The organism is Rhodococcus sp. PD04 (assembly GCF_035918275.1).
Taxonomy (GTDB): domain Bacteria; phylum Actinomycetota; class Actinomycetes; order Mycobacteriales; family Mycobacteriaceae; genus Rhodococcus; species Rhodococcus rhodochrous.
In genome coordinates, this window is the sequence record NZ_CP142143.1 from 3,637,763 (window position 1) to 3,658,482 (window position 20,720).

General features: G+C 69.7%; 19 protein-coding genes. 9 read left to right on the forward strand and 10 right to left on the reverse strand.

Annotation, left to right across the window (positions count from 1 at the left end):
* Positions 1-120: 120 nt before the first annotated feature.
* Positions 121-585, forward strand: a complete 465-nt coding sequence (locus U9J23_RS16825; RefSeq protein WP_326598960.1) for a tRNA (cytidine(34)-2'-O)-methyltransferase — start codon at positions 121-123, stop codon at positions 583-585.
* Here the strand turns inward: U9J23_RS16825 and U9J23_RS16830 are convergent.
* Genes U9J23_RS16830 through U9J23_RS16840 form a run of 3 tightly spaced genes read right to left on the reverse strand, consistent with a single transcriptional unit; the run spans position 582 to position 5,000 of the window.
* A complete protein-coding gene (locus U9J23_RS16830) occupies positions 582-890 on the reverse strand; it encodes a rhodanese-like domain-containing protein (protein ID WP_016692855.1) in 309 nt (102 codons plus the stop codon). The genes U9J23_RS16825 and U9J23_RS16830 overlap by 4 nt on opposite strands.
* A complete protein-coding gene (locus U9J23_RS16835; RefSeq protein WP_059382342.1) occupies positions 883-1,737 on the reverse strand; it encodes a DUF4349 domain-containing protein in 855 nt (284 codons plus the stop codon). Before U9J23_RS16835 ends, U9J23_RS16830 begins: the two co-directional genes overlap by 8 nt.
* 11 nt (positions 1,738-1,748) lie before the next feature.
* Positions 1,749-5,000 (reverse strand): error-prone DNA polymerase, encoded by a 3,252-nt coding sequence (locus tag U9J23_RS16840; RefSeq protein WP_085470067.1) that lies wholly within the window; start codon positions 4,998-5,000, stop codon positions 1,749-1,751.
* Positions 5,001-5,189: 189 nt separating this feature from the next.
* Between U9J23_RS16840 and U9J23_RS16845 the strand changes: the two genes are divergently transcribed.
* Positions 5,190-5,648, forward strand: coding sequence for a hypothetical protein (locus U9J23_RS16845; RefSeq protein WP_006550101.1), 459 nt, complete (start codon positions 5,190-5,192; stop codon positions 5,646-5,648).
* On the forward strand, positions 5,635-5,967 hold the full coding sequence (locus U9J23_RS16850; RefSeq protein ID WP_006550100.1) for an ArsR/SmtB family transcription factor: 333 nt from the start codon (positions 5,635-5,637) through the stop codon (positions 5,965-5,967). The genes U9J23_RS16845 and U9J23_RS16850 overlap by 14 nt, the downstream gene beginning before the upstream one ends.
* On the opposite strand, the gene U9J23_RS16855 is transcribed toward U9J23_RS16850, so the two are convergent.
* Positions 5,961-6,866, reverse strand: coding sequence for a D-isomer specific 2-hydroxyacid dehydrogenase family protein (locus U9J23_RS16855; protein ID WP_272267145.1), 906 nt, complete (start codon positions 6,864-6,866; stop codon positions 5,961-5,963). The two genes, U9J23_RS16850 and U9J23_RS16855, sit on opposite strands and share 7 nt — an antisense overlap.
* A 112-nt stretch (positions 6,867-6,978) precedes the next feature.
* Here U9J23_RS16855 and U9J23_RS16860 point away from each other — a divergent pair, with 112 nt between their 5' ends.
* The 4 genes from U9J23_RS16860 (at position 6,979) to U9J23_RS16875 (ending at position 12,541) form a co-directional block, all read left to right on the forward strand.
* Positions 6,979-7,386, forward strand: coding sequence for a YciI family protein (locus tag U9J23_RS16860; RefSeq protein ID WP_006550097.1), 408 nt, complete (start codon positions 6,979-6,981; stop codon positions 7,384-7,386).
* 2 nt (positions 7,387-7,388) lie between these two features.
* On the forward strand, positions 7,389-8,528 hold the full coding sequence (locus U9J23_RS16865; protein WP_006550096.1) for an RNA polymerase sigma factor: 1,140 nt from the start codon (positions 7,389-7,391) through the stop codon (positions 8,526-8,528).
* 74 nt (positions 8,529-8,602) lie between these two features.
* Positions 8,603-10,132, forward strand: a complete 1,530-nt coding sequence (locus tag U9J23_RS16870; protein WP_085470037.1) for a multicopper oxidase family protein — start codon at positions 8,603-8,605, stop codon at positions 10,130-10,132.
* 285 nt (positions 10,133-10,417) lie between these two features.
* Positions 10,418-12,541 (forward strand): MMPL family transporter, encoded by a 2,124-nt coding sequence (locus U9J23_RS16875; RefSeq protein ID WP_059382345.1) that lies wholly within the window; start codon positions 10,418-10,420, stop codon positions 12,539-12,541.
* 27 nt (positions 12,542-12,568) lie between these two features.
* Here the strand turns inward: U9J23_RS16875 and U9J23_RS16880 are convergent, their stop codons facing one another.
* Together U9J23_RS16880 and U9J23_RS16885 are read right to left on the reverse strand one after the other, a co-directional pair.
* Positions 12,569-13,447: a sucrase ferredoxin gene (locus U9J23_RS16880; protein WP_085470038.1), complete on the reverse strand. Its 879-nt coding sequence runs from the start codon at positions 13,445-13,447 to the stop codon at positions 12,569-12,571.
* A 55-nt stretch (positions 13,448-13,502) separates the two neighbouring features.
* Positions 13,503-14,027, reverse strand: a complete 525-nt coding sequence (locus U9J23_RS16885; RefSeq protein WP_059382347.1) for a hypothetical protein — start codon at positions 14,025-14,027, stop codon at positions 13,503-13,505.
* 51 nt (positions 14,028-14,078) lie between these two features.
* Between U9J23_RS16885 and U9J23_RS16890 the strand changes: the two genes are divergently transcribed.
* The gene (locus U9J23_RS16890; protein WP_059382348.1) at positions 14,079-15,185 is read left to right on the forward strand and encodes an alcohol dehydrogenase catalytic domain-containing protein; all 1,107 of its coding nucleotides are present in this window, start codon (positions 14,079-14,081) and stop codon (positions 15,183-15,185) included.
* Between the two features lie 36 nt (positions 15,186-15,221).
* Here U9J23_RS16890 and U9J23_RS16895 read toward each other — a convergent pair whose 3' ends face one another.
* Genes U9J23_RS16895 through U9J23_RS16910 form a run of 4 tightly spaced genes read right to left on the reverse strand, consistent with a single transcriptional unit; the run spans position 15,222 to position 19,290 of the window.
* Positions 15,222-16,136, reverse strand: coding sequence for an exodeoxyribonuclease III (locus U9J23_RS16895; RefSeq protein WP_272267144.1), 915 nt, complete (start codon positions 16,134-16,136; stop codon positions 15,222-15,224).
* A gap of 11 nt (positions 16,137-16,147) precedes the next feature.
* Positions 16,148-16,936, reverse strand: coding sequence for an alpha/beta fold hydrolase (locus tag U9J23_RS16900; RefSeq protein ID WP_059382350.1), 789 nt, complete (start codon positions 16,934-16,936; stop codon positions 16,148-16,150).
* A gap of 15 nt (positions 16,937-16,951) precedes the next feature.
* Positions 16,952-18,532, reverse strand: coding sequence for a DNA polymerase Y family protein (locus tag U9J23_RS16905; RefSeq protein ID WP_059382351.1), 1,581 nt, complete (start codon positions 18,530-18,532; stop codon positions 16,952-16,954).
* Positions 18,529-19,290 (reverse strand): hypothetical protein, encoded by a 762-nt coding sequence (locus tag U9J23_RS16910; protein ID WP_059382352.1) that lies wholly within the window; start codon positions 19,288-19,290, stop codon positions 18,529-18,531. Before U9J23_RS16910 ends, U9J23_RS16905 begins: the two co-directional genes overlap by 4 nt.
* A gap of 274 nt (positions 19,291-19,564) precedes the next feature.
* Here U9J23_RS16910 and U9J23_RS16915 point away from each other — a divergent pair, with 274 nt between their 5' ends.
* Entirely contained in the window at positions 19,565-20,713 is a 1,149-nt protein-coding gene (locus U9J23_RS16915; RefSeq protein ID WP_272267143.1) for a serine/threonine-protein kinase, read from the forward strand.
* Positions 20,714-20,720 lie beyond the last annotated feature (7 nt).

The window sequence follows — 20,720 nt, forward strand, 5'->3', positions numbered from 1 at the left end:
TTCCGCAGAACGTCGCCGGTACCGATCGGTGTGTTACACCGACGATTCGGAAACCTCACAGCGGCAGGTCGGGGAGACGTGCGAGCCGGGACACACAGTGCCGACTTGTTAACCTGCGTTGTGTTCAGAGTGATGTTCCACGAGCCGCGCATTCCCCCCAACACCGGCAATGCCATACGCATGGTCGCCGCGACCGGCGCGGAACTGCACCTGGTGGAGCCCCTCGGTTTCGACCTATCCGAGCCGAAACTGCGCCGCGCGGGGCTCGACTACCACGATCTCGCGTCGGTCACCGTGCACAGCAGCCTCGACGCCGCATGGGCGGCGCTGGCCCCCGAGCGGGTGTTCGCGTTCACCGCGCACGGCACGTCGAGCTACGCGGAGATCGAGTACCGGGCCGGCGACGTGCTGCTGTTCGGACCCGAACCGACAGGGCTGTCGCCCGAGGCGCTCGCCGACCCGCACATCACCGAGCAGATCCGTATCCCCATGCTGCCCGGGCGGCGTTCGTTGAATCTGTCGAACGCCGCCGCCGTCGCCTGTTACGAGGCGTGGCGGCAGCACGGTTTCCCCGGAGCGGTCTAGGCGCCGCTCTCCACCGGACGACCCGAGCGGGCCCATCCGTCGGTGCCGCCCGCGACGGAGACGGCGTCGACACCGCGACCGGCGAGATACTGCGCGGCCTGCAGGCTGCGGCCACCCACGGCGCAGACGACGTACACGGTGCCCTCGGTGGGGATCTCGTCGATCCGCGCGACGAACTCGCTGAGCGGGATGTTCGTGACGCCGGGTACGCGCACCTGGGCGTATTCGTCGCGTTCACGCACGTCGATGACGGTCGCCCCGTCGGTGAGCGCGGATTCGAGTGCGGCCAGGTCGACCTCACGCATCGCTGTCGGTCCTCTCGGTATCGGGCGTCCCGGTGGTTCCGGACGAACGTCCCCGTCGGGTGATGAGCCGGATGACCAGGTAGAGGACACCTGCACACACGAACAGGAACGCCACCCACGGTATCGCGGCGCCGATACCGACCACCGCGGCCCCCAGCGCGGCCCACAGGCTGTTCCATCCCGCGACCAGCCCGTCCCAGAAACTGTCCTGCTCGGAGGGGAGGCGATCGGTGGTGATGTCGACGGTGAGCGTGGACAGTTCGATCCGGTCGCCCAGCTGCCGTCGCTGCGCCTCGAGACTGTCGAGTTCGGCCTGTCGTTCGGCCAGGGCGGTCTCTGCGGCGATCAGCGCTTCGACGTCGGCCGACGACTCGAGCAACGCGCGCAGGCGGTCCACCGAGGCCCGCAGCGCACCCACCCGGGCTTCGAGATCGGTGTACTGCATCGTCACGTCGTCGCGTGTGGTGCTCAGGCTCGTGACACGGCCGAGCGTACGGATCTCGTCGACGACCTCGTCGAGCCGGTCGGCGGGCACCCGCACCGTGAGCACGCTGCTCGCCTCGGGTTGCTCGGTGAGCGAGTCGACGCGCCCACCGGCCTCCTCGACGACCGTCACGACCCGGCGGCCCGTTGCCACGGGGTCACCGGCATCCATCTCGAGGTAGCCGGTGACGACCTCCTTGCGGTCGGCCTCTTCGGGTTGCGACTCCCGGAGACCGCCGTCGACGATCGCGGGTGCCGAGATCGCAGGCGCGGACGCCGAGGAGCCCTCCCCACCCCCACCCTCGTCGCAGCCGGTGACGACCAGAGCGAACAGAGCCAACGAGACCGGCCACAGGCGTTTCACACTCGGCGATGCTAGCGAAAGTCGCGTGATCTGCTCGGCATTCGCAGATCCATGGCTTCGAGATGGTCGGCGAGGAGCGTGACCACGCCCTCGGCGTTCTGGAGCCGGCCGCGGACGAGCAGGGCGGGAGCCGTGTGGGCCACGGTCCGGTAGCGCGCCCACAGACCGACCGAGCACACCACGTTCACCATTCCGGTCTCGTCCTCGAGGTTGAGGAAGGTGACACCGGCGGCGGTCGCCGGACGCTGCCGGTGGGTCACGGCCCCGCCGACGAGGATGCGCGTCCCGTCGGGGACCTGCAGCAGCTCCGCGGCCGGGATCACCCCGAGTTCGTCGAGCCTCTCGCGCAGGAACTGGGTCGGATAGCTGTCGGGCGAGATTCCCGTGGCCCAGACGTCGGCGGCGGCGAGTTCGAGAGCGCTCATGCCCGGCAGGGCCGGAGCCGGCACCGTCCCGATCCCGGGAAGCCGGCCGGGGCGTTGTGCCGCCGCCGGAGCCGCACCCCAGAGGGCTTCGCGGCGGGTGACACCGAACGAGGAGAACGCTCCCGCGGTGGCCAGTGCCTCGACCTGCGCGGTGGTGAGACCGACGCGGGCGGCGAGGTCGGCGGGCGAGGTGTACGGGCCGTGGGCACTGCGTTCGGTCACGATGCGTTCGGCGAGGTCGTCGCCGATGTGCCGCACCGTCGCCAGGCCGAGCCGGACCTCTCGCCCTTCGTTCTCGAGGGTGGCGTGCGCGAGGCTCGCCCCGATGTCGGGGCCGTGGACGACCACACCGTGACGGCGGGCATCGGCGACCAGCGATTGCGGCGAGTAGAAACCCATCGGCTGAGCACGCAGCAGACCCGCGCAGAACGCTGCGGGATGGTGCAGTTTGAACCACGCCGAATAGAACACCAGCGAGGCGAAGCTCTGCGAATGACTTTCGGGGAAACCGAAATTCGCGAAGGCGTAGAGCTTCTCGTAGATGCGGTCGGCGACGTCCCCCGTGATGCCGTGCAGGTCCCGCATGCCCTGATAGAGGCGTCCCCGCAGACGCTCCATCTTCTCCGTCGACCGTTTCGATCCCATGGCGCGACGCAACCGGTCGGCCTCCGCCGCGGTGAATCCCGCGGCGTCGACGGCCATCTGCATGAGCTGTTCCTGGAAGAGCGGAACGCCGAGGGTGCGTTCGAGGGCCTTCTCGAGGCACGGATGGTCGTAGGTGACGGGTTCGAGACCGTTGCGCCGCCGGATGTAGGGGTGCACCGAACCGCCCTGGATCGGGCCGGGCCGGATGATGGCCACCTCGATGACCAGATCGTAGAAGCAGCGCGGCTTCAACCGCGGCAGAGTGGCCATCTGCGCCCGCGACTCCACCTGGAAGACACCCACCGAGTCGGCGCGGCACAACATCTCGTAGACCCCCGGCTCGGAGAGGTCGAGGTGCGCGAGATCGACTCGGATGCCTTCGTGTTCGTCGACGAGGTCGATCATGTAGTGCAGCGCGGAGAGCATGCCGAGGCCGAGCAGATCGAACTTCACGAGACCCGCTGCAGCACAGTCGTCCTTGTCCCACTGCAGAACGGTGCGTCCTTCCATTCGCGCCCATTCGACGGGGCACACGTCGGCGACGGGCCGGTCGCAGATCACCATGCCGCCCGAGTGGATGCCGAGATGCCGTGGGAGACCTTCGATCTGTTCGGCGAGATCGAGAACCGTCTCCGGGATCCGTTCGTCGGTCTCTACCCGCACCCCACCCCACCGGCCGATCAGCTTGCTCCACGCGTCCTGCTGTCCCTGCGAGTATCCGAGAGCACGGGCCATGTCGCGGACGGCGGAACGACCGCGGTAGGTGATGACGTTCGCGACCTGCGCCGCATTGATGCGGCCGTACTTGCGGTAGACGTACTGGATCGCCTCCTCGCGCCGGTCGGATTCGATGTCGAGGTCGATGTCGGGTGGGCCGTCGCGTTCGGGCGACAGGAAGCGTTCGAACAGCAGCTTGTTGCCGACGGGGTCGACGTTGGTGATGCCGATCGCGTAGCAGACCGCCGAGTTGGCGGCCGATCCTCGTCCCTGGCAGAGGATGTCGCTCCGCTTGCAGAAGTCGACGATGTCGTGGACGACGAGGAAGTATCCCGGGAATCCCAGCCGGCCGACGACGTCGAGTTCGTGTTCGATCTGCCGATAGGCGTCGGGGCGGCGCTCGACCGGACCGTAGCGGCGACGCGCCCCGTCGTAGGTGAGTTCGCGCAGCCAGGTGAACTCGGTGTGCCCGTCGGGAACATCGAAGGGCGGCAGTTTCGGGGCGACGAGACGCAGATCGAAGGCGCATTCACGACCGAGTTCGGCGGCATGGTGCACGACACCCGGAAAGGCCTCGAACAGCCGCGTCATCTCCTCCCCCGACCGCAGGTGCCCGCCTCCGGTCGGGGGGATCCGGCCGACGGCGTCGTCGAGGCTCTGCCGGTCGGAGATCGCCGCCACGGCCATCGCCAGACGTCGCCGATGGGGATGCGCGAAGTGCGCCGCCGTGCTCGCGATGCACGGAATGCCATGTCGCGCGGCAAGTTCGAAGAGGGCTGCGTTGCGTTCGTGGTCGTCGGGATATCCGTGACGGGTGAGTTCGACGGTCACGCGGTCGGCACCGAACCGGTCGACGAGATCGAGCAATGCTGCTTCGGCGGCGGGGATCCCGCCCGTGGTGAGCGCCTGTCGCAGGTGCCCCCGACGACAACCGGTGAGGATCTGCCAGTGCCCACCGGCAGCGTCGGTGAGCGCGTCGTAGTCGTACCTCGGGTTGTTCTTCTCCCCTCCTGCGAGGTGGGCGTCGGCGATCTGCCGCGACAGGCGTCGATAGCCCTCCTGACCGCGGGCGAGGACGAGCAGGTGCGCATCGTCGAGGCCCAGCTCGGCTCCGAAGACGGTGCGGATGCCGAGTTCGCGTGCGGCTTCGGCGAATCGCACCGCTCCGTACAGTCCGTCGTGGTCGGTCACCGCGAGGGCCTCGAGTCCGAGTCGTGCCGCCTCCTCGGCGAGTTCCTCCGGCGTGGAGGCACCGTCGAGGAAGCTGAACGCGGAGTGGGCGTGCAGTTCGGCGTAGGGCACGACCGGTCCTTCCGGACGTCGGACCCGCGCCTCGTACTCGGTGCGGGTGCGCGACCACGCCGGGCTGTCGCTCCCGTCGCCGGGATGTTCGGCATCGCGGCGGGAAGTGCCGGGTCGTCCCGAGAGCACACGTTCCATCTCCGACCAAGTCGGCGGACCGTTTCCCCATCCCACTCCGGCACCTCCTCGACCTATCCAGTATCGCACATGTGTTCGAACGAGACGTTCGAACACATGTGCAGTTCTCGTCGCGACACGCCGGGAGTCGGCGACGAGAACTGCACGATCGACTGCAACCAGGGGGTTGCATCATGGGCCAGCAAGTGCAACCCTGGAGTTGCATTCCCATCGAAGGAGGCGATCATGACCGACGAACTCGACCGCATCGAACGCGACATCACCATCGACGCCCCCGTGGACCGGGTGTGGACACTCGTGGCCGAACCCGGCTGGTACATCAACGACAACGAGTGGACCGAGCACCGCCTCGAACACGACGGAGATCTCACCACCGTGCACGATCCGGTCCACGGCGCCTTCGTCTTCCGCACCGTGACCCTCGACGAACCGCACTACGCGGCCTTCCGCTGGCTCGCCGACCACACCGATCCCGACAGCCCGTCGACCCTCGTCGAGTTCCGGCTCACCGCCCTCGACACCGACACGACCGAATTACGCGTCACGGAAACCGGATTCGACTCCCTGCCCGGCGACGCGAGCGAACGCCGCACCCGCTTCGAGGAGAACTCCCGGGGCTGGACCACCGAACTGGAGATCGCCAAGCACCATCTCGAGAAGGACGGAAGCGTTGCCCGACGCTGAGTTCTCCGCCGACCTGCATCCCGTCTTCGCGGCCCTGGCCGACGACACCCGGTGGCGCATCCTGCAGCGACTGGGCCGATCCCCGGCGTCGGCGTCCGGGCTCGCGGCCGAGTTCACGGTCTCCCGTCAGGCCATCGCCAAGCATCTGGCGGTGCTCGAACGGTGCGGTCTCGTGACCTCCGAGCGCGCCGGACGGGAGATCCGCTTCTCCGCCGTCGGATCGCGGCTGAGCGCGGTCGGGCGTGCGATCGACGCCGTGGGGGCAGGCTGGGACCGCCGCCTGTCCGCGATCAAGAAGGCGGCCGAACGGCCTCAGTAACCCGCGTTCGGATCGACCCGGGCGATCAACTCCTCACCCGCGGCGAACCGGCGCACGTTCTCCTCGAGGGTCGGCGCGAACGTCTGCGTCAGCCGGCTGCGCGTATTGGCGATGTGCGGTGTGATCACGGCGTTGTCGAGATCCCACAGCGGATGACCGTCGGGCAACGGTTCGGGATCGGTCACGTCGAGGACCGCCCCGGCGATCGCACCGTCCCCGAGCGCCTTCACCAGCGCGTCGGTGTCGACGAGGTTGCCCCGCGCGACGTTCACGAGCCACGCCGACCCGGGCATCGCCGCGAGCGTGGCGGCGTCGACGAGATGATCGGTCTCGGCGGTCGCGGGTGCGGCGACGACGAAGTGATCGGCCATCGACCACACCTCCGACGTGCGGTCGGCCGGCAGCGTGACCTTCGCGCCGTCGACGGGACGGCCCGAACGATTGACCGCGACGACGGACGCGCCGAGGGCATGCAGGCGCGGGATCATCGCCCGGCCGATACCGCCGCATCCGACGATGGCCACGGTCGAGCCGTGGAGGGTCCGCACCCGCGGGTCGAGAACGTCCTTGGTCCACCGCTTCGCGGCAACCGAGGCGTGGAACTGCCGCAACCCCACGAGCAGCGCTCCCACCGCGTACTCGGCCACGTTGTCGGCGTACACACCGGACGCATTCGCCCACAGCCGCCGGTCGTCGATCACGCCCGCCCGGAAGAACGGTTCGATACCCGCGTAGGTGAGCTGCACCCAGCGCACCCGGTCGGGCAGATCCGGGAACTCCTCGGCGCTGCCGTCCCACACCAGGGCATCGGCCTCGTCCAGTTCGGAGAGGGTTCCACCGCCGGAGACGATCGCGGCGGCGAGGTGTTCGTCGTGGCCCGGTCCGAGATGAATACGCATGCCGCGACCCTAACCTCGAATCGTTCGCGGAGGGATGTCGAGAATCCGGAAGCGGCTCCGTCTCCTCCATGAACGCGGCCACAATGGGCCGTACCGCACGGAGGAGAACATCATGGCCAAGTACCTGCTGCTCAAGCATTACCGCGGCGCCCCGGCAGCGGTGAACGACGTACCCATGGATCAGTGGGAGCCGGACGAGGTATCGGCCCACATCCGGTACATGCAGGATTTCGCCGCCCGTCTCGAGAGCACCGGCGAGTTCGTCGACGCGCAGGCGCTCTCCCCGGAGGGCACCTTCGTCCGTTACGACGGTGAGGGACGTCCCCCGGTCACCGACGGGCCGTTCCCGGAGACGAAGGATCTCATCGCCGGGTGGATGGTGATCGACGTCGACAGCTACGACCGGGCACTGGAGTTGGCCGCCGAACTGTCGGCCGCGCCGGGAGCCGGCGGGAAGCCGATCCACGAATGGCTCGAGGTGCGCCCGTTCATGTCCGAGCCGCCGACCGTCACGGAGTAGACGTGGACGAGGCTCTGCTGCGCACGCTCGTCCCCACCGTGATCGGCATCCTCGTCCGCCGCGGAGCGGATTTCGCAGCGGCCGAGGATGCCGTGCAGGACGCGCTCGTCGAAGCCCTGCGGGTGTGGCCGGAGGATCCGCCACGCGACCCGAAGGGCTGGCTGGTCGCGGTGGCGTGGCGCAGATTCCTCGACACCGTACGCGCCGACGCATCCCGCCGGCGCCGCGAGATCCTCGTCGACGCCGAGCCCCGGCCCGGTCCGGGCACACCGGTGGACGACACCCTCGCGTTGTACTTCCTGTGTGCCCACCCGTCGCTCACGCCCGGGTCGGCGGTCGCGCTGACCCTGCGGGCCGTCGGTGGGTTGACCACCCGGCAGATCGCGCAGGCCTATCTCGTCCCGGAAGCGACGATGGCCCAACGCATCAGCCGGGCCAAGCGCACGATCGCGGACGTCCGGCTGGATCGGCCGGGCGATGTCGCGACGGTGCTGCGGGTGCTCTATCTCGTGTTCAACGAGGGTTATTCGGGTGACGTCGACCTGGCCACCGAGGCCATCCGGCTCACGCGCCGGCTGGCAGCGGTGATCGACCACCCCGAGGTGTCGGGTCTGCTCGCGTTGATGCTGCTCCACCACGCCCGGCGAGCGGCGCGCATCCGGCCGGACGGCAGTCTCGTCCCCCTCGCCGAACAGGACCGCAGCCTGTGGGACACGCGCATGATCGCGGAGGGCGTGGAGATCCTGCAGGCCGCACTCGCCCGCGACAGGCTCGGCGAGTTCCAGGCACAGGCCGCCGTCGCCGCCCTTCACGCCGACGCACGCACTGCGGAGGAGACCGACTGGGTGCAGATCGTCGAGTGGTACGACGAGCTCCTGCGGTTCACCGACAACCCGGTGGCCCGCCTCAACCGCGCCGTCGCGGTCGGTGAGGCGGACGGACCGCAGGCCGGTCTCGCGGCGCTGGCCGAACTCGACCCCGGCTTGCCTCGGTACACGGCGGCCGCGGCATATCTCCACGAACGCGCCGGCGACACGGCCACGGCGGCCCGGCTCTACACGGAGGCCGCACACCTGGCGACCAGCGTCCCCGAGCGGGACCATCTCGTGCGGCAGGCGGCGCGCCTGCACAGCGTTTCCTGAGGGTCGCTCAGGGTTCTCCCCCACCATGAAATCCGGTGCCACGCCGGATGTGCCGAGAGTGCGGGAGAACGAGCATGGATGTCGTGAAACTCCTGGTGCGTCTGCTCGCCATACCCTTCGTGCTCTTCCTCGCGTTCGTGGCGGTCATCGGTGGCCTGGCCGTCCACGCGTGGACCACGCGCGCGATCGACACCACCGGACGCGTCGACTTCGACACCGCCCTGCGCATCCCTCCCGTCGAGTCGGGCACCGTCGACGCCGACGGCACACGCGTGTTCGACCTGACCATGCAGCGCGGCACGACCGACCTCGGGCACGGCCCCGACACCCGGACGTGGGGAGTGAACGGCAGCTATCTCGGGCCCACCCTCCGCGCCGTGCGGGGTGAGAACGTGCGCGTGAACGTCACGAACGAACTCGACGAGACGAGCACGATGCACTGGCACGGCATGCACCTGCCCGCGGCGATGGACGGCGGACCGCACCAGCCGATCGAGCCGGGAACGACATGGTCGCCGTACTGGACCGTCGATCAGCCGGCCGCGACCCTCTGGTACCACCCGCACCTGCACGGTTCCACCGCCGCGCACGTGTACCGGGGTGTCGCGGGCATGTTCCTGATCGACGAACCCGGCACGTCGCCGCTCCCCCACGACTACGGGGTCGACGACATCCCCCTCATCGTCCAGGACCGGAAGTTCGAGGGCGATCAGCTCGACGACAGCAACGCGATCTTCGCCGACGTCGGGACGCTCGGCGACGAGATCCTCGTCAACGGCACACCGCGACCGTTCCTGGACGTCGGCACCGAGACGGTCCGGCTCCGGGTGCTCAACGCGTCGAACGCGCGCGTCTACAACTTCTCGTTCGACACCGGGATGCCGTTCCTCGTCGTCGGCAGCGACGGCGGTCTGCTCGAGGAACCGCAGGCCGTCCGCAGCCTCCAGCTGTCGCCGGGTGAGCGCGCCGAGATCGTCGTCCGGCCGGAAGCAGGTTCGAGCCACGTGCTGCGCAGCACCCCACCCGAGCTGAAGGCCGGCTTCTTCCAGGACCGCTTCTCCGGTGGTGACGATCGCCTGGACGTCCTCGAACTGCGGGCGGCACCCGTGCTCGGGTCGTCGGCCGCGATCCCGGAGAAGCTGACGACCCTCCCGGAGCTCGGGGAGCCGAGCAACACCCGCCGCATCGACCTGACGTCGTCGACGACCATCAACGATCGCGAGATGGACATGAGCCGGATCGACGAGGTGATCGTCGCCGGCACCACGGAACTGTGGGAGGTGACCAACGCCAGCGGCACGATCCACAACTTCCACATCCACGACGTGCAGTTCGAGATCCTCGGCATGACCGGGATGAGTCCCGACCATCCGTCCCTGGCGGGGCGCAAGGACACCGTCTTCATCCCGCCGGCGGCGACGGTGCGGCTGCTCGTTCCGTTCGGTAGCCACACCGATCCGGCGATGCCGTACATGTACCACTGTCACCTGCTCAAACACGAGGACGCCGGGATGATGGGGCAGTTCGTGGTGGTCGGCGCCGACGAGGTGCACGAGGTGACGCAGGTGGCCGGCACGGCCCACCATGCCCACGACGGCGGGTGAACCCGGTCACGTCCGGCAGGGCGGGGAATGGATCCCCGCCCACCCCTGTTGAGGAGTGTGGATCGGCGCGTCGCGTACGCCCCGGAGCCAATGAGAAACCGCCTTCGTGGAATACCGTCCGGCTGGAGCCACGTTGCGCACCGTGCCGTGAGGCATCCGGCGCGTCGGTCCACCTACTTCCTCCCCTGATCTCGTGCCCGTTCCGGCCGAGCAGGGTAAAGCCCTCCCACTCCACGCCAGTACAGTTGCCGATCGTCACAATCGTCAGCGGAACCGGGAGTGGGCATGAGTCGCTGGGCCGAGATCGTCGTCACCAGGAGCCGATGGGTACTGGCGATCGTGCTGCTCGTCGTGCTCTTCGCCGGCGCCTGGGGCGTCGGGATCTTCGGCAAGCTGACCGGCACGGGCTACTACGACCCGAACAGCGAGGCCGTCGAGGTCGAGCAGATCATCTACGAGAACTTCGGGTCGCAGGCCGCGGACATCATCGCGCTCTACGCCGCACCCGAGGGACGCACGATCGACGACATCCGTCCCGACATCGAGAGAACCCTCGCCGAGTTCCAGGACGCCGTCCCCGCCGAGTCGATCCAGACCTACTGGACCGCTCCCCCGCCGATGAACCAGCTGCTGCTGGCGACCGACCAGCGCAGCGTGGCAGCCTCGATCACGCTCGGCGCGAATTCCGGACTCACCGCCGCGAACTTCCCCGATGCCCTCGAGCTGCTCGAGGTACCCGGTGTGGAATCACAGTTCGCCGGCAACACCGTGGTCGCGATCGAATTCACCGACACCCTGGAGAGCGACCTCATCCGCTCCGAGCTCATCGCGGTGCCCATCACGCTGGTGCTGCTGGTGTTCATCTTCGGCGGCGTGATCGCCGCTGCGGTCCCGGTCTTCGTGGGTGTGCTCGCGATCTTCTCGTCCCTCGCCACCCTGCGTCTGCTGTCGAACTTCACCGAGGTGTCGTCGTACGCACTGAACATCACGTCGCTGATCGGTCTGGGTCTGGCGATCGACTACGGCCTGTTCATCGTCAGCCGCTACCGCGAGGAACTCGCCGCCGGTTCGGACGTCACGTCGGCGGTCAAGCGGACGATGTCCACCGCCGGTCACACCGTGATGTTCTCCGCTGCCCTGCTGATCTGCGCGTTCGCGGGCATGCTCGTCTTCCCGCAGACCGTGCTGCGGTCGCTGGGCCTCGGTGCCATGGCCGCCGTCCTCGGTGCCGCCGTCCTGTCGCTGACTGCAGTTCCCGCGCTGCTGACGATGCTCGGCCACCGCATCAACGCGTGGACCTGGGACCGTGAGACCTCCACCCGCGCCGAAGCGCGGGCACGCCGCTTCTGGGGTGGGGTCGTCCGCAAGGTCGTGCGCCGTCCCGCCCTGATCGCCGTGGTGATCACCGGCGGTCTGCTCGTGCTCGCGTCGCCCGTGGTGGAGGCACGGTTCGGGGAGATCGAATACACCGCGCTGCCCGAGGACAGCCAGGCCCGCGCGGCCACCCAGACCCTGCTCGACGAGTTCCCGAGCACCGGCAACGGCGCCACGCTCGTCCTGCGCGGCGAGAACGGGCAGGCGCCGGACAGCGCTGCCGTGCGCACGGTGTCCACCGAGGTCGCCAAGGTCGACGGCATCTCCCAGACCGTCATCGTCGGGCAGGAGTCCGACGTCGTGGTCCTGCAGGGCCTCTACGCGCAGGGCGTGGACGGCACCACACGGGCGAGCGAGATCACCGGCGAGCTGCGCGCCCTGGACGTGCCGGACGGCACCGACCTGCTCGTCGGTGGTGGCCGGGCCCTCGTCGACGACGCCAACCAGGCCGTCTCGGATTCGCTTCCCTGGATGATCACCATCATGGTGCTCTCGACCCTGGTGCTGCTGTTCCTGGCATTCGGGTCGGTAGCACTGCCGATCAAGGCGGTGCTCATGGCGGCACTGAGCCTCGCCGCGACCTTCGGTGTGCTGACCTGGGTGTTCCAGCTGGGACACGGCGCCTCGTGGCTGCACGTCGTGCCCGCGGCGATGGAGCCGACCTTCGTCGTCCTCATCCTCGCCGTGGTGTTCGGCCTGTCGACCGACTACGAGGTGTTCCTCATGTCGCGCATGATGGAGGCCCGCGCGGCCGGGGCGACGACCGTCGAGGCCGTCGAGTACGGCATCTCCCGCACCGGGCGTGTCGTCACCGCCGCCGCACTGTTGCTGATCGTGGTCACCGGGGCCTTCACCGTCTCCGGCCTGTCGATCATGCGTTTCCTCGGTGTCGGCATGATCGTCGCGCTCATCATCGACGCGACGATCGTGCGCATGCTGCTCGTACCGTCGCTGGTCAAGCTCATGGGCGAGGCCAACTGGTGGGCACCGGCATGGATGAAGCGCGTGCACGCGAAGGTCGGCCTCGGTCATTAGACCGCAGGGCAGGTGTTCGGGACGTCGCTACAGCGGCGTGATCGTCGTCGCGACGACGGGGCGTGCAGGCTTGGCCGCGGCACCGCAGCTCGCCGGCCGAGCCGGTAGTTCCGAGGTTTCCACCCCGACCCGCCATGCGCGGCCGTCGCGATGACGCACGATCGGCTCGTCCCCGTCCTCGACCGTCACGGCGTCGACCGCGAACTCGTCGATCGCCTCGCGCACCGCGATCTCGGCGGCCTGCCCGGCCGCACCCCAGGTACTGCGCCCGCGCAGGCCACCCGCATGGATGTGCCCGTTCCGGGCGTCGCGGACCGTGGCGAGGCTGTCGTCCTCGTCGAGCCGTCCATAGGTGTATCCGGTCGGCAGCATGATCATCGACGGCGCGAAACGGTGTCCGCCGGTGTGCGAGCACTCCCACACGTCCTGCCCGAACTCGGCGGTCAGAGCCGCCGCGATCGGACGCCCCAGCACAGCGCAGCACCGGTCCCGTTTGCCGTGGGCACACACCAGGGCGATCGGGTCCTGCACGGCGGCACCGATACCGGGGGCGGGGCCCGCGACCACGCGCGGGACGATGTCAAGCAGTTCCGCCGGCTCGGTGATCTCGAGCCGCTCGCACCAGGTGTTCCCCGGTTCGGTGCGGGCCAGCAGGACGGTCCGGGTCTCCCGCACCACGTCGCGGCCGGGTCTCCGGATGAACAGGATCCGCACGTCCGCGGCCTTCGCCCGAGCGGACAGCTCGTCCGACAACTCGGCGCCGAGGGCGGTGCCGTCGAGCACGTCGCGTCCCCAACCCGTCGGCACCTCGAGGCACACGTAACCGGGCGCGGTGGCCGCCGTACCGGGCAGCGGCTCGTCGAGCGCGGACAGTGCGGAACAGGTGGGAGCGGCAATGGTGGTCACGCGGACATTGTGGCCCGGACACCCTGGTGACGGCCCGGCACCCCGCGGTGACCGGTCAGCCGCGGCGAAGAAGCCGCCGTGCCGCACCGCCCCACATCCGCAGGAATCCCTGCGACAGGTACGCGAAACTGCCCAGCGCCAGCACCCACTTGGTGACGCTGACGGTCGAGGCGGCCCGGACCGTCCGATCGTCGATCCGGGTGCGGTGATCCAGCAGGTACAGGCCGACGACGTTCTCGACGTAGTCCCCCGCTGCGGCAACGACGGGCGCCGCCATCAGGATCCGACGCGTGCCCGACGACAGCGGGCGGTGTTCGTCGAGCGATCGTGCACCGGCCCGCAACGCGATCGCGAAGGTCGCCGGATGGACCATGTCCCAGTAGTAGTGCTGCCGGTAGCGCTCGATCTCCTCGGGACCGAGATTGTCGAGGATCTTCCGGTACTTCGCGGCCGAGAAGGTGGTCTGGAGGGTGCCCACCGTCGGGGCCGTGGAGCCGAGAACCCGACCGATGTTCGCCTGGGACACGAGGAAGACTGCGGTAGCACCGATGAGGAAGCGGTCGGCCCGGGTGAGTGTCATGCTCGTGATGCTAGGGGTAGATGAACCCGCGACCCTACGGAAGGGAGACCCGTGCAGATCACCGGAGCAGTCCTGGAGGAGATCGGACGTCGACGGCGGTACGAGGAGTCCACCCCGCTCAGCGTGGACCTTCTCGAACTCGACCCACCGGGACCGGGTGAGGCGCTGGTCGAGATCGAATGCGCCGGTGTGTGCCACTCCGATCTGTCCGTGGTCGACGGCAACCGGCCCCGCCCGGTGCCCATGCTCCTCGGGCACGAAGCGGCCGGACGCATCGTCGAACTCGGCGACGACAGCACCGGGTTCTCCGTCGGCGAGCGGGTCGTCATGACCTTCATGCCCCGCTGCGGCGAGTGCGAGGGTTGCGCGAGCAACGGCATCCGCCCCTGTATCCCGGGATCGGCCGCGAACGCTGCGGGAACCCTGCTGTCGGGTGCCCGGCGGCTGCACCGCGACGGGAACGACCTCCATCACCACCTGGGAGCATCGGCCTTCGCGACCCACGCCGTCGTCGACACGCGGTCGCTCGTCGGTGTCGGCGACGACGTCCCCGCCGAGGTCGCCGCGCTGATGGGCTGTGCCGTGCTGACCGGTGGCGGTGCGGTCGTCAATGCTGCTCGTCCTCAGGCCGGAGACACGCTGGTCGTCGTCGGTCTCGGCGGAGTGGGCATGGCCGCACTGCTCGTGGCGCTGGCCCACGACGACGTCACCGTGATCGCCGTAGACACCTCCCCGGACAAGCGCGATACGGCCCGCTCGCTGGGAGCCGAACGCGTCCTCTCACCGGACGAGGCCGTCGAGCAGGGTGTGAAGGCGCGGCTGGTCATCGAGGCCGCGGGGAGCGTGCCCGCGCTCGCCACGGCGGTCGCGCTCACCGGGCCGGGTGGCACCACGATCACCGTCGGACTGCCCGCCCCCGACGCCCGACTCGAGATCTCACCCACCGCTCTCGTGGGCGAGGGCCGCTCACTCGTCGGCAGCTACCTCGGATCCGCCGTCCCGGCCCGCGACATCCCCCGGTTCGTGGACATGTGGCGCGAGGGGCGACTGCCGGTCGAGCGGCTCGTCACCGACCGTCTGCCGCTGGGCCGAATCAACGAGGCGATGGACGCACTGGCCGACGGAACCGCCCTCCGTCAGATCCTCACCATGGACTGAGCCTCGGCCCACGCCGGTGGTCGGTCGTTCAGTGGTTCAGATGTCGTAGTCCACGACGACCGGCGCGTGATCGCTGATCCTCCGGTCCGGCGCCGGATCGCGGTCGGTCCCTGCGGAGATCGCGGTCCGGGCCAGTCGCGGCGTGGCGAGGTGGTAGTCGATCCGCCACCCGGAATCGGAGGCGAACGACTCCCCCAGCCACGACCACCACGAGTAGGGACCGTCGACCTCGGGATGATGCCGGCGGACGACGTCGACGAGCGTGCGCGGCGACAGTAGCGAATCGAACCAGGCGCGTTCCTCGGGCAGGAAACCCTCGGCCTGCCCGCGACGCCGCCAGTTGCGCACGTCGTAGCGCGTGTGGGCGACGTTGAAATCACCCATGATCAGGAACTCCCGCCCCTGGGCGCGCGCCGCGAGCCGGCTGCGGGTCAACTGCCGGGCGAAGGCGGACAGGAACCGCATCTTGCGCTGGTAGCGCACCCCACCGTCCGGTTCGTCGCGCATGCGCCCGGGCTTCTGGAGGTGCGCCGGGAGCCCGCCCTTCGGCAGGTACAGCGACGCCACGGTGATCGGGGCATCGGCGAGATCCACCTCGACGTACCGCCCCTCCTGGGCGAATTCGGACAGTCCGCGTGCCAGCGGCCCCCGATCGAACCCGATCCGGTCGACGTGTTCCTCACCGGGAAGTCGCAGCAGTGCGGTACCGCTCCAGGTGCGCACGGCGGCGGGTTCGTGCAGGGTCAGGATCCCGACGCCGTTCCGGCCGGGAAGGGTGCCCTCCTCGTAGGCGAGGTGGTACTTGCCGAAGACTCCCTGCGGGATCGCGGCCGCCGGGGCGCGTACCTCCTGCAGGGCCACCACGTCGGGGTTGCGCTCACGCAGCCAGTTCTCGAACCCACGTCGCTGTGCGGCGCGGATTCCGTTGATGTTGAAGGTCGCGATGCGCACGATCGTCCAGTCTAGGCAACCGTTCGATCCGTGAGGAACGGGACGACGGCCGCTGCGAAATCGCGGGCACGGTCACGGTGGATGCTGTGCCCGCAGCCGATCTCCCGCACGGAGGCCGAAGGCAGCGCGTCGACTGCCGCCGTCAGCAGGCGCGGGTCGACCATGCTGCCGCGCCGCACTCCGCGCAACAGCAGGGTCGGGGCGTCGAGGGACGGAAGATGCTGCCACCACACCGGATTCGGTGTGTGGAACTGGGCGACGACGGACGGCGTCATCGAGCGGTCGAAGGCGGTGACCGCGCGCGGGTTGAGCGCCATGCTGGTCGCGGCGTGCCACAACTCCGCGGGAGTCGGACGGTGGGCCGGCACCTCCGGAACCGGATCCCCCTCCCGCAGCGGCAGGGGTGTCTCCTCGAGGACGAGCCGCCGGACGAGGCCGGGATTCTGTTGCGCGACCAGCGATCCCACATGACCGCCGAGCGAGTGTCCGACGAGGTCGACGGCCTCGACACCGAGGTGGGCGCACAGGCCGGCGATGTCGGCGGCGAACTCGTCGAAACGGTACGAGGGGGCCCGGCCGCTGCGTCCGTGCCCGCGCAGGTCGATGGTGATCACCCGTCGGCCCGCCTTCACCAGGTTTCCGGCGAACCGGGTCCATGTGCGCCCGTCACCACCCATCCCGTGCACCAGCAGTACGGGCACGGAACGGGCGGCGGACCCCGCGGATTCGCGGGACGCAGCGTATTCGCGATACGCCAGGGCGACCCCGTTCGGCGCGACGGTGAGGACCGGAGATCTCATGATGTCCGAGCCTACTCAGTCGTAGACGCCCTCCACCCGCCAGCCGTCGGCGCCGAAGAACACCAGCAAGGCCCGTGATTCCTCGAGCAGCACCTGCAGACGGGCGGCGCACCGGGCTGCGGCCGGATCCCACCAGTACTCGTCCACCGGCCACGGACCGGCCCATCCGATCACCGTCCAGCTGCGACTTCCCCATCGCAGCCGAGCAGGCGACCCGCTGAGCAGTCCGCGCTCGGTCACCGAGACCGGATTCCCCACGTCGTCGTCCAGTCGGATCGCGGGAGGTGTGTGCAACACCAGCGCGGGAGCCGGGGGCGGGAGCCGGCCCGGCCACGGTGCGTCCGGGTCTGAGTGCGGTATCGCCTCGTCGCCGACGGGCACGAGGACGATCCGTTCGGTGGGTCCCCGGCCGCCGCCGAGCACTCCGATCCGGACGGCGTCCCCACCGAGCAGGCCCTGCACCCGGACGAGCGCCCGACGTGCGCGTTCGTCCTCGTCGCCGACACCGCCCCAGAGCCCGAGCTGCAGCGCGCCGGCGGCCACGACCTCGACCGGTTCGAGACGTAGCAGCACGATTCCCGCCGTGGGCCGGTTCGTGTTGCGGCCGGTGAGCCATCCGTCGAGCTGCCATCGCACACGATCGGCCGTGCCCTCGGGGGTGAGCGGTTCGGCGCAGCGCCAGGTGCGCGCGAGTTCCTCCCCTGCCCCGGTGCGTGCCGTCACGAGCAGTCGCGTGCAGGCGACTCCCGCTGCCGCGAGCCGGGTGTGGAGCAGTTCGGCCAGTGCGCGACCGGCGAAGGCCGCAGCGTCGACCCGCTCCACCGGCGGGTCGCAGGGTTGCTCGACCGTCAGGTCCGGAGGGATCGGCCGTCCCGACGGGGGACGTTCCGGCAGTCCCCGCGCGCTCCGGTGCGCAGCGACGACGTCCGCGTCGAAGCGTGACGCCACATCGATCGGGGACAACGCGGCGAACGCTCCGATGGTGCGGATACCGAGACGACGCAACAGATCCACCGTGTCGGCCCGCCGAGGAGCCGCCAACGCCGGTTCCACCGCGAGATACGAGACCGGCAACGGCGCCAGGAACTCGGCACACCTCCCTGTCGGGACCAGCGCGTTCCGTCGCGCGGCGAGGACCGCGGTGGACAACTCGTCGGCGACACCGACCTGGCATTCCACGCCGGTCGCCGCGACCGCGTCGATCAGGGCCTCCGCGGCGGCCTCCTCCGAACCGAACCACCGGACCACACCGCGCGCGGCGAGGACCACCAGACCCGGGCGCAGCACCTCCACGCCCGGGGCCACCGCATCGATCGCGGCCACCACCGCCTCGAACGTCCGCGCTTCCAGGTCGGGATCCGAGCGGGCCACATGCAGTTCCGGGCAGCGTGCCTGCGCCTCCCGTCGCCTCAGGCCGCGCCGGACACCCGCGGCCCGCGCCGAGGCCGAGCAGGCGACGACACGATTCGCCGAGACCACCGCCACCGGGACGATCGCGGGCAGCTCCGCGGCGGCGGCGACGGCGACGGCGGGCCAGTCGGGGCACCAGAGGGCCACGACCCGCGCGGGTGCCCGCAGAGAGGACGAGTCGTTCACCGGACCGCCTTACGGAAACGCCCGTCCTCCAGCCGATTCCGCTCTTCACTCGCCCATTCGACGGCACTGCGGTCGGCGCACACCTCCACGCGGGTGGCGCGCGGAGGGAATGCCCGCCCGTGCGCTCGGACCGACAGGCGGGTCGCGCACAGGCGATCCCGGCCGGGACCGTCCACACCCCGATACCCGTCGACCCGCGCCTCCAGCCGCACGTGGGCACCTTCCCAGCGACCGTCCGTGACCACGAGGACCGACTGCTTGCTCCGCGCCCGGGCGGCGACCGCACGAGCGCGGGACGGGGGCACCGATGCTCCACCGAGTCCCAGCACCACCAGGTCGATCCCGTCGAGCAGCACCGCGGCGATCTCCACGGGATCCGGTCCGGGATCGGGGATCACGGCCAGCCGGTGCAGACGGGCGCCCATTTCGGCGGCGGCGAGCAGACCCAGCCGGCGCTGACCGATCACGGCGGCGTACCCGCCGGAGGCCGTCACGGACGCGAGCATCCCGAGGAGAAGCGAGGTGGCTCCGGACACCGAGACGACGCTGCCGCGTACCAGTCCGCCCTGCGGCAACAGTTCCGCGAGCGGAGTCGGGACGGGCAGGATGCGGTCGGAGGCGGCCTCGACCCGGCCTCGCGCGACGGACTGGACCTCACCGCGCGCCGGCACGGCCGCGATCCGACGCCGCAGTGCCTCGATCCGCTCCGCACGACCCGCTTCCTCGTCGTCCACCGGAAATTCGGCCACCTCGCCCACTGTCACCCCTGTCATCCGCCTGCCGCCTGACACACACGACCGGCCGACCACGGGGAAGTCGTGGCCCGGCTCGCACTCTATTCGAACATACTTTCGATCTTCATCAAGTAGAACCGACCCGAATCCTTCCCGTCAAGCCGGAAGCACCGCCCCCGCCGGTGACTACAGTGCAGCTCACACGTTTTTCGGCCGGGCCGGACACCTCCGATCGACTACTCTCGATCGAGTGGCGGAGCAGGCGTGGGCAGGACGGGCCGTAGGGCCGGATCACTTGGTGGCCGGTCGATATCGGCTCGACTCCAAGCTCGGCGGTGGCGGCATGGGTGCCGTCTGGCTCGCCCGCGACAACCGTCTGGGCCGCGACGTCGCCGTCAAGCAGGTGATCTCCACCGCAGACCTCGATCCCGACGAGGCCGAGGATCTGCGCCGCCGAGCGCTTCGCGAGGGCCGGGCCGCCGCCCAGCTCGCCCACGAGCACGCCATCTCGATGTACGACATGGCACTGCACTACGGCGAACCGTGGCTCGTCATGGAACACCTGCCGTCCCGCAGCCTGGCGCAGGTGATGAACGTCGTCGACACCCTCCCGCCGTACGTGGTGGCGCAGATCGGCGCGAACGTCGCCGACGCCCTGGCTGCCGCGCACGCCGCCGGCATCGTCCACCGCGACGTCAAGCCCGGCAACATCCTCATCGCCGAGCGCGGCCGCGACGCCGGCATCGTGAAGATCAGCGACTTCGGCATCGCCCGCGCGAAGGGCGACAACGACCCCGACGGCGTGATCATCGGCACCCCCGCCTATTTCGCACCCGAGGTCGCGCGCGGCAACGACCCCACCGAGGCCAGCGACGTCTTCTCGCTGGGCGCGACCCTCTACACCGCCGTCGAGGGGCAACCGCCCTTCGGTTTCGAGACCGACTCGATCGCATTGCTGCACCGGGTCGCCCGGGCGGAGATCATCATGCCCACGCACACCGGTCCGCTCACCGAACCCTTGCTCGAGATGCTCCAGCCCGATCCGGCGCGACGCCCGACGATGGCGCAGGCACGCGATCTCCTCGCCCGCGTGGTCCTCGGACCGGGCGGATCGGCGGCGGCCCTGCGCGGCCGTCCCATCCAGAACGAGGACGGCACGATCCCGTCGTGGGCGCAGCGTTCCGCGCACTTCGCCGAACCCGCACGTCCCCGTGGATCCTTCGTCGACCGCCCCCTCGGTGCCGCGACGCAGTCCACCGGTGGTCCGAGGAAGTCGGCGAAGGGTTTCGCCCCGGCGGATCTGCTCGACCGACTGCTGCCGAAGGGTCCCGTACCCGACAACCCGCAGGACCGCATCGTCGCCTATGCGCCCCTGGCGATGGCGGCGATGCTCGCGGTGATTCTGGTGGCGCTGCTCATCGCCGTCGTCATCGCGCTGGTCGTCTGATCCGACC